The organism is Serratia sp. SSNIH1 (genome assembly GCF_002935055.1).
Classification (GTDB): domain Bacteria; phylum Pseudomonadota; class Gammaproteobacteria; order Enterobacterales; family Enterobacteriaceae; genus Serratia; species Serratia nevei.
The window spans coordinates 2,676,867-2,689,424 of sequence record NZ_CP026383.1 but is presented as its reverse complement, the minus strand read 5'-3'; the positions used below and the strand labels follow the sequence as shown (position 1 = coordinate 2,689,424).

The window sequence follows — 12,558 nt, the reverse complement described above, 5'->3', positions numbered from 1 at the left end:
CCATAAAAAAACGCACCCGAGGGTGCGTTTTTCATCCTGCCTGACGCGGCCTTATTTGGCCGGCGTTGGCTGCTGAGCGGGCTGTTCTTTTTCCAGATGAGCCAGGTCCAGCGCGATATGCACGGTTTCATCCAGGTACGGATCCGGTTCCTGGTAATCCTTCGGCAGATCGTCGAGCGATTTCAGCGGCTTCTTGCCCGCACGTTCCAGGCGCTCGTTGATGCGTTTCAGACGGGTCGCATCGTCATCGTGGTTCTCTTTCTCGCGCACGGCCAGATTGAGGGACACGATGTTGCGTTTATCCTTCAGCGCCTTGTAATGCGCGATATCCTGCGCGATGTACTGGAACTCCGGATTCTGCGCGATGCGCTGCTGGTGATCTTTCAGCAGCTCCGGCTCGAACGGCACCATATCGCCGGTCTTGCTGTAGGTCGCCGCATTGATGCTGTCCCACGGCATGGCGTTGTCTTCAAACGCTTCGCCGGTTTCCGCCGGATCGACGCCGGTCGGCATCAGAATGTCCGGGGTTACCCCTTTGCGCTGGGTGCTGCCGCCGTTGACGCGGTAGAACTTCTGAATGGTGTACTGCACCGACCCCAGCGCCGGCCACTCAGGGCGCAGCATCTGATCGTAGATGCGGTTCAGCGAACGGTACTGCTGCACGGTGCCTTTACCGAAGGTCGGTTCGCCGACGATCAGCGCGCGGCCGTAATCCTGCATCGCCGCCGCAAAGATCTCGGAAGCGGAGGCGCTGAAGCGATCGACCAGCACCACCAGCGGGCCTTTGTAGTAGGTCACGCCGTCGGTGTCGGCGTCTTCACGCACTTTGCCGTTGTTGTCGCGCACCTGCACCACCGGGCCGCTCGGAATGAACAGGCCGGACAGCGCCACCGCTTCGGTCAGCGCGCCGCCGCCGTTGGTGCGCAGATCGATGATCACGCTCTTGACGTTCTGCTTGGCCATCTTCTGCAGCTGCACTTTCACGTCATCGGTCAGACCGACGTAGAAGCCTGGGATGTCGAACACCGCCACCTTCTCTTTGCCGACGGTCTTGATGGTCATTTTCACCGCGCGGTCTTCCAGGCGGATGCGCTCGCGGGTCAAGGTGACCACGCGGGTTTTGGTGCCCTTGCCGGCCGGCAGGATCTCCAGGCGCACTTTGCTGCCTTTCGGCCCTTTGATCAACGACACCACGTCGTCCAGGCGCCAGCCGATCACGTCCACCATCGGTTTGCCGGCCTGGCCGACGCCGACGATGCGATCGCCCACGGTGATCGCCTTGCTCTTCGCCGCCGGGCCGCCCGGCACCATTGAGTTGATCAGGGTGTAGTCGTCATCCATCTGCAGGACCGCACCGATGCCTTCCAGCGACAGGCTCATCTCGGTGTTGAACTGCTCGGTGTTGCGCGGAGACAGATAGTTGGTATGCGGGTCGATTTCATGCGCAAAGGCATTCATCGCCAGCTGGAAGACGTCTTCGCTGTTGCTTTGCGTCAGGCGCTTGATGGCGAACTGATAACGCTTGGTCAGCGTGTCGCGGATTTCTTTGTCGGTCTTGCCGGTCAGCTTGAGATTCAGCTCGTCATAGGTGACTTTCGCATCCCACAGGCTATCCAGCTCGGCCTTGTCTTTCGGCCACGGCGCTTTGCTGCGGTCGAGATCGATAGTGCCGTTGCCGGTGAAGTTCATCGGCTTTTCCAGCAGCGACAACGCATAGGTGTATCGCTCGAAACGGCGTTTCTGCGCCAGATTGAACAGCGCGTAGAAGGTGTCCAGCTTGCCGGTTTTCAGCTCTTCGCCAACCTGGTTGCGTTTGCCGGCGAACTGCGCCACGTCGGAGGCCAGCAACACGTTATGGTTGTAGTCCAGCATGTTCAGGTAGCGATCGAAGATCTTGCCTGAAAACTCCGCGTCGAGGGCGAACTGGCGGTAATGAGAGCGAGTGAAGCGCGAGGTCACGCGCTCACTCACCGTAGCGTGCTGGGGTTCCTGTTGCAGTTGGGGCAGTTGGCCGATGCGGATGTTGGCTGTTTCCGCGCCGTAACTGACACCCGCCCACAGCAGCCCTGCAATCGCTGTTAATCTGACGAATTTGTTCATGCCTTGGTTGGCCTCCGTATCAGAACTGCAAGTGTTCTGCGCGCACAATCATCGCCAGACCGGAAGAGAGCTGCACACGTACGCCATCTTTAGCGATTTCGAGTACGGTAGCATCCATCGCGCTCTTGCCTGCTCTGACTTTGATTTCCTGGCCAATTTGCAGTTTAGAGATATCCGTGACTGGCGCATAACGCGGCTGGTTTTCCTCTTTTGCTGCACGAGGTTGACGAGCTGGCTGTGGGCGAGTTTGTGGGCGCGGCTTGCGGTTTTCCGGCGCGGCTCCGCCTTCGCGACGTGCAGCAGGCTTTTTACCGGCTGGGCGCGGACGGCGTGGCGCGGCATCGGCGGATTCACCGGCGGCTTCACGTTTTTTGGCGTTTTGTTCGGCACGCTGTGCCTGAACGCGCGCTTTGGCTTCTTCAAGCTGCTGGCGAGCATGATCGACATGCTGCTGTTCCAGTTCACCGCACGGATTGCCGTCCAGGTCGACGCGCTGCGCGCCAACTTTGACGCCGTACAGGTAACGCCAGCTTGAGGTGTACAGGCGCAGGGCAGAACGCAATTGCGTTTTGCTGAGATTCTCTTCCCCCTGCACGCGCTCTACCAAATCCTGAAAAATACCGATTTTCAGCGGACGAGCTTCGCCTTCGGCGCTAAAGCAGAGCGGAAAACGCTCGGCAAGAAAAGCAATGACTTCTTTACTAGAGTTCAACTTAGGTTGATTTTCCATGAAATTTCCTGATTACAACGGTATTGCCAACAAGCCACAGGCATGAACAGGCGTCATTATAATGACGCCATCGGTAATTGCCACGTTAACCGTCGATCAACTTGCCGCTACAGTCACATATTTCGCACTGTCACACTGTTCCAGTTGCTCACAAAGCCCCGCCACCACTGCTTTCAGGCCCGCTTCATCCTGTTCGTCGAAGCGTTGATAAACCGTGCTGTCGATATCCAAAACGCCGATCACCCGGCCGCCAACCGCCAACGGCAGCACGATTTCCGCATTGCTGGCCGCATCGCAGGCGATATGGCCCGGGAACGCATGCACGTCGCCGACGCGCTGCACGCGATTTTCCGCCACCGCCGTGCCGCACACGCCCTTGCCCACCGGGATGCGCACGCAGGCGATCTTGCCCTGGAACGGCCCCAGCACCAGCTGGTCGCCATCCATCAGATAGAAACCGGCCCAGTTCACGTCATCCAGACGCTCGTTGATCAACGCGCTGGCGTTGGACAGCGCCGCGATAAAGTTGGTCTCCCCACCGAGCAACGCGCTCAGGTCACGTTTTAATTCCGCGTAGAATTGTTCTTTTGTCATGTGATAACCATTGAAACAGTGAAGATGGCCAGAAGCCCAAAGCTTAGGCCCTATAAAATAAGCATTAAATGCGTATAGCCACAAGGTTAATCATCTGTTGCTTCACAAAACCCTGCCGCTCGGGGTATGTTTGCCGCTCAGAATCCCGGTTTACCTCGTTTTACCGTCCGGCGCCCGATCGCCGGTGACGCGGCCGGTTTATTTTTCAGCTACGCTGACAGTTCCGGCGGGCTCAAGGGCAGCTACTTGTCAAAGATGAAAATACACGCGATCACCGCCCCCCTTTCCAAAGCGCGCCACCAGCGCTGCTGCGAGTGCGACCTGCTGTTCGTGCTGCCGCCGCTCAGCGGCAATCAGGCCGCCTATTGCCCGCGCTGCAACGCCAAGGTGGTGAGCGGCCGCGACTGGTCGATGACGCGCCTGACCGCCATGGCGATCGCCATGCTGCTGCTGATGCCGTTCGCCTTCACCGAACCGCTGATCAGCATCCGCCTGCTCGGCACGCGCATCGACGCCAGCCTGCTGGAGGGCATCTGGCAGATGAGCCGCCAGGGCGATCCACTGACCGCCAGCATGGTGGCGTTTTGCACCCTCGGCGCCCCGCTGACGCTGGCGCTGTCGCTGCTCTACCTGCGCTTCGGCCACGCGCTCGGCATGAACCTGCGCCCGGTGCTGCTGATGTTGGAGCGGCTGAAAGAGTGGGTGATGCTGGACATTTATCTGATCGGCATGGCGGTGGCGGCGATCAAAGTGCAGGATTACGCCGACATCCAACCCGGCAGCGCGCTGATCGCTTACCTGTCGCTCACCCTGCTCAGCATCCTGACGCTGATCCACGTCAACCTGGAGCAGCTGTGGGAGCGTTACTACCCGCAGGAACAGCCGGAAGGCCCACCGGCGGCACTGCACATTTGCCTGTCCTGCCACTATACCGGCTACCCTGACGCGCGCGGCCGCTGCCCGCGCTGCCATGTGCCGATGTGCCACCGCCAGCCCTACAGCCTGCAGAAAACCTGGGCGGCGCTGATCGCGGCGATGATCTTGCTGATACCGGCCAACCTGCTGCCGATTTCCATCATTTACGCCAACGGCGTGCGGATGGAAGACACCATCTTCTCCGGCGTGGTCTCACTGGCCACCTCCGGCAACGTGCCGATCGCCGCCATCGTGTTCATCGCCAGCGTGCTGGTGCCTTTTACCAAGGTGATCGTGCTGATCACGCTGTTGCTGAGCATCCACTTCAAAACCTCGCACAGCCTGAAGACGCGCATTCGCCTGCTGCGCCTGGTCACCTGGATCGGCCGCTGGTCGATGCTCGATCTGTTCGTTATCGCCTTGATGATGTCGCTGGTAAACCGCGACCAGCTGTTATCTTTTACTATGGGACCGGCCGCGTTTTACTTTGGCTCGGCGGTCATTTTGACTATTCTTGCCGTTGAATGGCTCGATAGCCGATTGATTTGGGATGCACATGCAACAGGAAACGCCGACTACACCGACTGAAGCGCGGGTCAAGAACAAACGCCGCATTTCACCGTTCTGGTTACTGCCGTTCATCGCCCTGCTGATCGCCGGGTGGCTGGTCTATAACAATTTCCAGGAGCGCGGCACCACCGTCACCATCGATTTCCAATCGGCGGCGGGCATCGTCGCCGGCCGCACGCCGGTGCGCTATCAGGGCGTTGAGGTCGGCACGGTGCAAAAAATCAGCCTGAGCAAAGATCTGCGCAGCATCGTGGTGGAGGCCAGCATCAAAAGCGATCTGGGAGACTCGCTGCGCGAAGGCACCCAGTTCTGGCTGGTGACGCCGAAGGCCTCGCTGGCCGGGGTCTCCGGCCTCGATGCGCTGGTCGGCGGCAACTATATCGGCATGATGCCCGGCAGCGGCAAGGAGCAAACCCACTTCACCGCGCTCGATACCCAGCCGAAGTACCGCCTGAACACCGGCGAGCTGATGATCCACCTGCACGCCGACGATCTGGGCTCGCTCAACAGCGGCTCACTGGTCTACTACCGTAAAATCCCGGTCGGCAAGGTGTGCGACTACACCATCAGCGAAGGCAATAAGGGCGTGACCATCGACGTGCTGATCGATCGCCGCTTCGCCCATCTGGTGAAAAACAACAGCCGCTTCTGGAACGTCTCCGGCTTCAAGGGCGATTTCAGCCTGTCCGGCGCGACGGTACAGATGGAGAGCCTGGCGGCGCTGGTCAACGGCGCCATCGCCTTCGATTCTCCGGCCGATGGCCAGCAGGCCAAGGGCGACCAGAGCTATGCCCTGTATCCCGATCTGGCCCACAGCCAGCGCGGCGTCAATATCCTGCTGGATCTGCCGAGCGGCAACAACCTGAGTGAAAACCGCACGCCGCTGATGTACCAGGGGCTGCAGGTCGGCACCCTGACCAAGCTGACGTTGCAGCAGGACAGCAAAGTGGTCGGTGAACTGACCATCGATCCTTCGGTGGTCGATCTGATGCGCAGCGGCACCCGCATCGTGATGCGCAGCCCGCGCATCAGCCTCAACGACGCCAAGCTCAGCCAGCTGCTGACCGGCACCACGCTGGAGCTGGTACCGGGTGAAGGCGAGCCGCAGCAGCGCTTCAACGTGCTGGACAGCAGCGAGACGCTGTTGCAACAGCCTGGTGTGCTGACCGTCACGCTGAATGCGCCGCAAAGCTACGGCATCGACGTGGGGCAGCCGTTGGTGGTGCACGGCGTGAAAGTCGGCCAGATCCTGAGCCGCACCCTGACCGCCGGCGGCGTGGTGTTCACCGCCGCCATCGACGCCCAATATCGCGGCCTGCTGCACAAAGACAGCAAATTCGTGGTCAACAGCCGCCTCGACGTCAAGCTGGGCATCGACGGCATGGAAGTGCTCGGCGCCAGCGCCCAGGAGTGGGTAGACGGCGGCGTGCGCATTATTCCCGGCAGCAAGGGGGAACCGGGCGGCCAATACCCGCTGTACGCCAACAGCGAGAAAGCCGAGGAAGGCATCGTCGGCAACGCCCCGGCCACCACCCTGACCCTCAGCGCCACCAGCCTGCCGGACGTGCAGGCCGGTTCGGTAGTGCTGTATCGCAAATTCCAGGTGGGCGAAATCGTCAACGTGCGGCCAAAGGCCAACGAGTTTGAGGTGGACGTCTACATCAGCCCGGAATACCGCAAGCTGCTGACCCGTGAAAGCATCTTCTGGGCCGAAGGCGGCGCCAAGGTGCAGCTCAACGGCAGCGGGCTGACGGTGCAGGCTTCGCCGCTTAACCGCGCGCTGAAAGGCGCCATCAGCTTCGACAACCTGCAGGGCGTGACGCTTAACAAGGGCGCCAACCGCGTGCTGTACGCCAGCGAAACCGCCGCTCGCGCGGTGGGCAGCCAAATCACGTTGAAAACCTACGACGCCAGCAAGCTGTCGGCGGGCATGCCGCTGCGCTACCTCGGCATCGACGTCGGCCAGGTGGAGTCGCTGCAGCTGGCGCCGGAGCGCAACGAAGTGTTGGCCAAAGCGGTGCTGTATCCGGAATACGTGCAGACCTTCGCGCGTCTGGGCAGCCGCTTCTCGATCGTCTCGCCGGAGATCTCCGCCGCCGGCGTCAGCAACCTCGATACCCTGCTCCAGCCTTATATCAACGTGGAGCCGGGGCGCGGCCGCGAGCTGCGCACCTTCGAACTGCAGCAGGCCAGCATCACCGACTCGCGCTATCTCGACGGCCTGAGCGTGGTGCTCGACGCCGCCGAAACCGGCTCGCTGCAGATCGGCACGCCGGTGCTGTTCCGTGGCGTGGAGGTCGGCACCATCACCGGCTTCTACCTTGGCGCCATGTCAGACCGGGTGCATGTCGCGCTGCGCATCAGCAAGAAGTATCAGCATCTGGTGCGCAACAACAGCGTGTTCTGGCTGGCTTCGGGGTACAACCTGCAGTTCGGCCTGACCGGCGGCGTGATCAAGAGCGGGACCTTCCAGCAGTTCATCCGCGGCGGTATCGCCTTCGCCACGCCGCCGACCATTCCGCTGGCGCCGAAAGCGACGCCGAACAAACACTTCCTGCTGAATCCGGAAGAGCCGAAGGACTGGAAAACCTGGGGCACCGCCATTCCGCGCGATTAAATTTCGCATTTTCCTCAGGGCCCGGCATTGCCGGGCCCTGTTTTTTTCCGCTTTGTGATAAACTCTCGCCCTTGTCTTTATTGCACCCTGAGAGTTCGCCCCGTGGCCAAATCCACCGCCGTTTTTCTGCCCCCCGCTTTCCTTGATGCCACCCGCGCCATCATGCCCGCCGAGCTGGCGATGGAAGATTTTATCGCCGCCTGCCAGCGCCCGCTGCGCCGCAGCCTGCGCGTCAACACGCTGAAAATCAGCGTCGCCGACTTCCTGGCGCTGGTGCAGGATTACGACTGGCGACTGGAGCCCATCCCCTGGTGCGCGGAAGGGTTCTGGATCGAGCGCGACGATGAAGAACTGCGTCTGGGCAGCGCCGCCGAACACCTGAGCGGCCTGTTCTACATTCAGGAGGCCAGTTCAATGCTGCCGGTCAGCGCGCTGTTCTCGGGCGGCGCAGCGCCTAATCGGGTGCTGGACGTGGCGGCGGCACCAGGCTCCAAAACCACCCAAATCGCCGCGTTGATGGGCAATCAGGGCGGCATCGTCGCCAACGAATACTCCGCCAGCCGGGTAAAAGTGCTGCACGCCAATATCAGCCGCTGCGGCGTGAAGAACGCCGCGCTGACCCACTTCGACGGCCGGGTGTTCGGCGCCGCGCTGCCGGAGAGCTTCGACGCCATTCTGCTCGATGCCCCCTGCTCAGGCGAAGGCGTGGTGCGCAAGGATCCGGACGCCATGAGCAACTGGTCGCCACAGAGCGTGGCCGAGATCGCCGCCACCCAACGCGAACTGATCGACAGCGCGTTTCATGCGCTGGCGCCGGGCGGCGTGATGGTTTACTCCACCTGCACGCTCAATGCGCAGGAAAACCAGCAGGTGGTGCGCTGGCTGCTGGACACCTACGGCGACGCGGTCAGCGTCGAGCCGCTGGGTGCGCTGTTCCCCGGCGCCGACAAGGCGCTGACCGCCGAAGGCTTCCTGCACGTCTTCCCGCAGATTTACGACAGCGAAGGCTTTTTCGTCGCCCGCTTGCGCAAACAGCGCGCCGTGGTGCCGTTGGCGAAGCCGACCTACAAGGTGGGTAAATTCCCGTTCAGCCCGCTGTCCGGCAAAGAGGCGGCGCTGGTCGCCCAAGCCGCCGCCGCATCCGGCTTAACCTGGGGCGATGACAGCCGGCTGTGGGAGCGCGACAAAGAGCTCTGGCTGTTCCCGGCCGAGCTGGAACCGCTGTTCGGTAAAGTGCGCTTCTCGCGTATCGGCCTCAAGCTGGCGGAACGATTCCCGAAAGGTTTCCGCTGGCAGCACGAGGCGGCGATCGCGCTGGCCGGCACCGGCGGCAAACCGCATTTCGAACTGGACGCCGCGCTGGCGCAGGAGTGGTATCACGGCCGCGATCTCTACCCGGAGCAGCCGCCGGCCGGCGATGAATGCATCGTCACCTACCAGGGCCAGCCGCTGGGCATCGCCAAGCGCATCGGCAGCCGCATCAAGAACAACCTGCCGCGCGAGCTGGTGCGCGACGGCGCGCTGGATTTTCACCTGTAATCGATCCGGTGCCGGGGAACCGCATCCCCCGGCGCCAAAATAACGCTAATAATATTCCTATCGTCATTCGTTATTATTCTAATCATTTCCAAGTTGCACTATTCCGCCTCCCCGTCCGTATATCCCCGCCGGAAAAGAAAAAAGTTTTTAGCCTTTGATCAAGACAATTTCGCGTTCTTATCCTATTAATTTAAATGTAAGTAAATTAATGCGTTCAACTCAGCTCTGGGTGGCGTTTTTGCGGGCTTTCTCTGACACGGCAAGGAATCATGATGAATAAAACTCTGATGGTTTTGACCTCGGTAGCACCTCTGCTGTGCATCAGTGGCACAGCCAACGCAGCGGGCACCATTCAGGGCACGCTGGGCGTAACGATCACCATCGGCGCCGGCTGTGTGGTCACCGGCGGCAACAGTTCCGGCACCACCAACGACTTTGGTTCGATCAGCTTCGGGACTTACTCCTCGCTGGCCAACGTCATCACCGCCAGCGCCACCGGCAGCGGCGGTACCGGCACGCTGGGGCTGAACTGCACCACCGGCACCAACTATACCGTAGCGCTGGACAACGGCCTCAACGCCTCCGGCAGCCAGCGGCGCATGGCCAGCAGCGTGCCGGCCTACATCAGCTACAACCTTTATCAGGACAGCGCCCACGCCCTGCCGTGGAACAGCACCACCGGCACGCTGACCGGCACCGGTACCGGATCGGCGATACCGCTGATCGTTTACGGCCTGGTGCCTGCCGCGGGAACGACCCCGGCGGCGGGCGTCTACAGCGATACCGTCACCATGACCGTCACCTGGTGAGTTTCATCGTCAACGGAGCGCCGTCAGTGCGCTCCGTTATTCATTAAGTAATAATATTCCCACCCGCCTTATCATTACCCCCTGAGTGTTCATGCCCGTGACACGGCCGCCGCAGCGAACCTGCGATCGCGGTTAAAAATAAATAAAGTTTTTAATCTTTTAGCGCGACATTCTCACGTTCTTATTCTATTAATTAATCTGTAAATAGATTAATGCATTTGACTCATTTTTCGGGCTTTTTGGCAGGCTTCTCTACTACGGCAAGGAACCACGATGAAAAAGACTCTGGCGGCATTAACCTCGGCAGCGCTTCTGCTGTGCGCCTCTGGCACCTCCTACGCGGCGGGCACCATTCAGGGCACGCTGGGCGTCACCCTGACCATCGGCGCCGGCTGCGTGGTCACCGGCGGCACCAGCTCCGGCACCACCAACAGCTTCGGCTCCATCAGCTTCGGCACCTACTCCTCACTGGCTAACGTCATCACCGCCAGCGCCACCGGCAGCGGCGGCACCGGCACGCTGGGGCTGAACTGCACCACCGGCACCAACTATACCGTGGCGCTGGACAACGGCCTCAACGCCACCGGCAGCCAACGGCGCATGGCCAGCAGCGTACCGGCCTATATCAGCTATAACCTCTACCAGGACAGCGCCCACGCCGTACCGTGGAACAGCACCACCGGCCTGCTGACCGGCACCGGCACCGGTTCGGCGGTACCGCTGATCGTCTACGGCCTGGTACCTGCGGCAGGCACCACCCCAGCGGCCGGTGCGTACAGCGATACCGTCACCATGACCGTCACCTGGTAAACATGACGCGCCTGGCCGTCACCTGCATGCTGCTGTCGTTGGCGGGCGTTTGCCGCGCCGACGTCAGCACCGCGACGGTGGGCGTCAGCGCCACCCTGGTCAAGTCCTGCGTCGCCGGCACCACCAGCGGCGGCAACACCACGTTCGGCACCTTTAACTTCGGCACGGTCTATTTCCTCAATACGGCGATAAAGGTGACCGGCCAGGCGAACGCCGGCGCACTGCAGATCAACTGCAACAACGGCACCAGTTACACGGTGCTGCTCAGCGGCGGACAGAGCGGCAATACCGCCGCGCGCTATCTGCAAAGCGCGGCGGGTGCCCGCGTGAACTACAACCTGTATACCAGCGCCAGCTACGCCACCGTCTGGGATAACGTCACCGGCGTCACCCAGACCGCCACCGGCCAAAGCGTCTGGCTGCCGGTGTACGGCATGATCCCGGTACAAACGACGCCGGCGACGGGCAACTATACGGATACGGTGCAGGTGACGATAAATTGGTGATTAACGGAACGCTGCGCACCCTGCTGCTGGCGGCGCTGATCGGCGCCCCGACGGCCCGTGCCGATACCGTCAGCCAGGGCTTTACGGTCAACGCTTCGATCATCAAAGGCTGCGTGCTCGGCAGCGGCGTCACCAACGTTACCTCGTTCGGCAGCATGAGCTTCGGCCAGGTGGCGTCCTTGAGCAGCCCGATAAAAATCGTCTCCAGCGCCGGCGCCGGCTCCATTTTGATCCGCTGCAATCCCGGGCTCAGCGTAACCCTGGGATTGAACGTCGGCAATAACGTCACCGGCTCCATCGCCGGCGGGCGAAAACTGTTGAACTCGGTGACCTCGGAAACGCTGGTTTACCAGCTCTACCAGGATGCCAACTACGCCGTTTTGTGGGGCGACGGCGGCAACGGCGGCGCCGTCCAAACCGTCTCCTCCACCGGCAGTACGCAAGAAATAAAAATCTACGCCAGTTTAATGGCGAGCAGCACCTTGCCCACCAGCGGCACCTACAACGATACGGTCTTAGTGACGGTGAGTTATTGAGCTTTTAAAAAGGATCACATTATGCGTAGTACTCTGCTCCGCCTGCCCCTGCTGGCAGGATTGCTGTTAGCCGGTCAACCGCAGGCCTTCGCCGCCGCCTCCATTCTGATTTGGCCTATCGATCCGGCGATTGAAGACAACCAGCAGGCGACGGCCCTTTGGCTGGAAAACCGCGACAGCAAACCGGTCTATATGCAGATCCGCGTGCTCGGCTGGCAACAAACCGGCGGTAAGGACGACTACCGCAACCAGAGCGACGTGGTCGCCAGCCCGCCGGTCGCCACCATTCTCCCCGGCAAACGCCAGCTGATTCGCCTGATCAAGCAGATCCCGGTCGCCGCCGGGCAAGAACGGGCTTACCGGATACTGGTTGACGAAGTGCCAATCAAGGATAAAGACGGCGCGGCGCCCGACAAGGGTGCGCAGATGGGGCTGAAATTCCAGATGCGTTATTCGGTGCCGCTGTTCGTCAGCGGCAAAGGCGTCTGGACCAAGCAAGACTTCGAACACCCGCGCGACTATGCCACCGCCAACCAGCCGAAGCTCAGCTACCGGCTGCTGCAGCAAAACAGCCAGCGCTGGCTCGACGTGCGCAACGACGGCATCGTGCACGCTCGCCTGTCGCAGGTCAGCATCCAGGGCAAGCCGCTCAACAACGGGCTGCTGGGCTATGTGCTGCCGGGTTCGCAGATGCGCTTTGCCCTGCCGCCTTCGGGCAGTTTCGCCGCCGGCAAGCTGCAGGCGATGGTCAACGATAATAAGCAACCCGTAACCATTCCGTCTTACTGAGCCTGAGGTGCAGGTGAAGCGGATCTCGTCGCCGGCCACGCGC

At 61.3% G+C, this 12,558-nt stretch carries 11 protein-coding genes; 8 read left to right on the top strand and 3 right to left on the bottom strand.

Translation table 11 applies throughout. The features are described 5' to 3' along the window. Window positions 1-51 precede the first annotated feature (51 nt). The 3 genes from prc to C3F38_RS12985 form a co-directional block, all read right to left on the bottom strand. Window positions 52-2,100 carry a carboxy terminal-processing peptidase gene (gene prc / locus C3F38_RS12995; protein ID WP_038877658.1) on the bottom strand — a complete coding sequence of 683 codons (2,049 nt, stop codon included), beginning with the start codon at window positions 2,098-2,100 and terminating at the stop codon, window positions 52-54. A 19-nt stretch (window positions 2,101-2,119) separates the two neighbouring features. Continuing rightward, window positions 2,120-2,830, bottom strand: a complete 711-nt coding sequence (gene proQ / locus C3F38_RS12990; protein ID WP_033638287.1) for an RNA chaperone ProQ — start codon at window positions 2,828-2,830, stop codon at window positions 2,120-2,122. A gap of 96 nt (window positions 2,831-2,926) precedes the next feature. Further along, entirely contained in the window at window positions 2,927-3,424 is a 498-nt protein-coding gene (locus C3F38_RS12985; protein ID WP_038877659.1) for a GAF domain-containing protein, read from the bottom strand. 255 nt (window positions 3,425-3,679) lie between these two features. On the opposite strand from C3F38_RS12985, the gene yebS reads away from it, so the two are divergent. The 8 genes from yebS (at window position 3,680) to C3F38_RS12945 (ending at window position 12,515) form a co-directional block, all read left to right on the top strand. After that, a complete protein-coding gene (yebS, locus tag C3F38_RS12980; RefSeq protein WP_048233880.1) occupies window positions 3,680-4,927 on the top strand; it encodes a membrane integrity lipid transport subunit YebS in 1,248 nt (415 codons plus the stop codon). Beyond that, window positions 4,896-7,526, top strand: a complete 2,631-nt coding sequence (locus C3F38_RS12975; RefSeq protein WP_103767416.1) for a PqiB family protein — start codon at window positions 4,896-4,898, stop codon at window positions 7,524-7,526. The genes yebS and C3F38_RS12975 overlap by 32 nt, the downstream gene beginning before the upstream one ends. Window positions 7,527-7,628: 102 nt before the next feature. Beyond that, window positions 7,629-9,065 (top strand): 16S rRNA (cytosine(1407)-C(5))-methyltransferase RsmF, encoded by a 1,437-nt coding sequence (gene rsmF, locus C3F38_RS12970; RefSeq protein ID WP_055317159.1) that lies wholly within the window; start codon window positions 7,629-7,631, stop codon window positions 9,063-9,065. Between the two features lie 272 nt (window positions 9,066-9,337). Continuing rightward, the gene (locus C3F38_RS12965; RefSeq protein WP_038877665.1) at window positions 9,338-9,874 is read left to right on the top strand and encodes a spore coat protein U domain-containing protein; all 537 of its coding nucleotides are present in this window, start codon (window positions 9,338-9,340) and stop codon (window positions 9,872-9,874) included. A gap of 273 nt (window positions 9,875-10,147) precedes the next feature. After that, complete coding sequence (locus tag C3F38_RS12960) at window positions 10,148-10,684, top strand: spore coat protein U domain-containing protein (RefSeq protein ID WP_038877667.1); 537 nt, start codon at window positions 10,148-10,150, stop codon at window positions 10,682-10,684. Window positions 10,685-10,686: 2 nt separating this feature from the next. Further along, complete coding sequence (locus C3F38_RS12955; protein ID WP_038877669.1) at window positions 10,687-11,190, top strand: spore coat U domain-containing protein; 504 nt, start codon at window positions 10,687-10,689, stop codon at window positions 11,188-11,190. 20 nt (window positions 11,191-11,210) lie between these two features. Next, a complete protein-coding gene (locus tag C3F38_RS12950; protein ID WP_047730737.1) occupies window positions 11,211-11,726 on the top strand; it encodes a spore coat U domain-containing protein in 516 nt (171 codons plus the stop codon). Between the two features lie 21 nt (window positions 11,727-11,747). Next, complete coding sequence (locus C3F38_RS12945) at window positions 11,748-12,515, top strand: molecular chaperone (RefSeq protein WP_038877673.1); 768 nt, start codon at window positions 11,748-11,750, stop codon at window positions 12,513-12,515. Window positions 12,516-12,558: the final 43 nt, after the last annotated feature.

Excerpts from the sequence above, each read along its gene's own strand:
- yebS (WP_048233880.1), top strand. The coding sequence starts at position 3,680 with ATGAAAATACACGCGATCACCGCCCCCCTTTCCAAAGCGCGCCACCAG.
- C3F38_RS12965 (WP_038877665.1), top strand. The coding sequence starts at position 9,338 with ATGAATAAAACTCTGATGGTTTTGACCTCGGTAGCACCTCTGCTGTGC.
- C3F38_RS12945 (WP_038877673.1), top strand. The coding sequence starts at position 11,748 with ATGCGTAGTACTCTGCTCCGCCTGCCCCTGCTGGCAGGATTGCTGTTA.
- prc (WP_038877658.1), bottom strand. The coding sequence starts at position 2,100 with ATGAACAAATTCGTCAGATTAACAGCGATTGCAGGGCTGCTGTGGGCG.
- proQ (WP_033638287.1), bottom strand. The coding sequence starts at position 2,830 with ATGGAAAATCAACCTAAGTTGAACTCTAGTAAAGAAGTCATTGCTTTT.
- C3F38_RS12955 (WP_038877669.1), top strand. The coding sequence starts at position 10,687 with ATGACGCGCCTGGCCGTCACCTGCATGCTGCTGTCGTTGGCGGGCGTT.
- C3F38_RS12975 (WP_103767416.1), top strand. The coding sequence starts at position 4,896 with ATGCAACAGGAAACGCCGACTACACCGACTGAAGCGCGGGTCAAGAAC.
- C3F38_RS12960 (WP_038877667.1), top strand. The coding sequence starts at position 10,148 with ATGAAAAAGACTCTGGCGGCATTAACCTCGGCAGCGCTTCTGCTGTGC.
- C3F38_RS12985 (WP_038877659.1), bottom strand. The coding sequence starts at position 3,424 with ATGACAAAAGAACAATTCTACGCGGAATTAAAACGTGACCTGAGCGCG.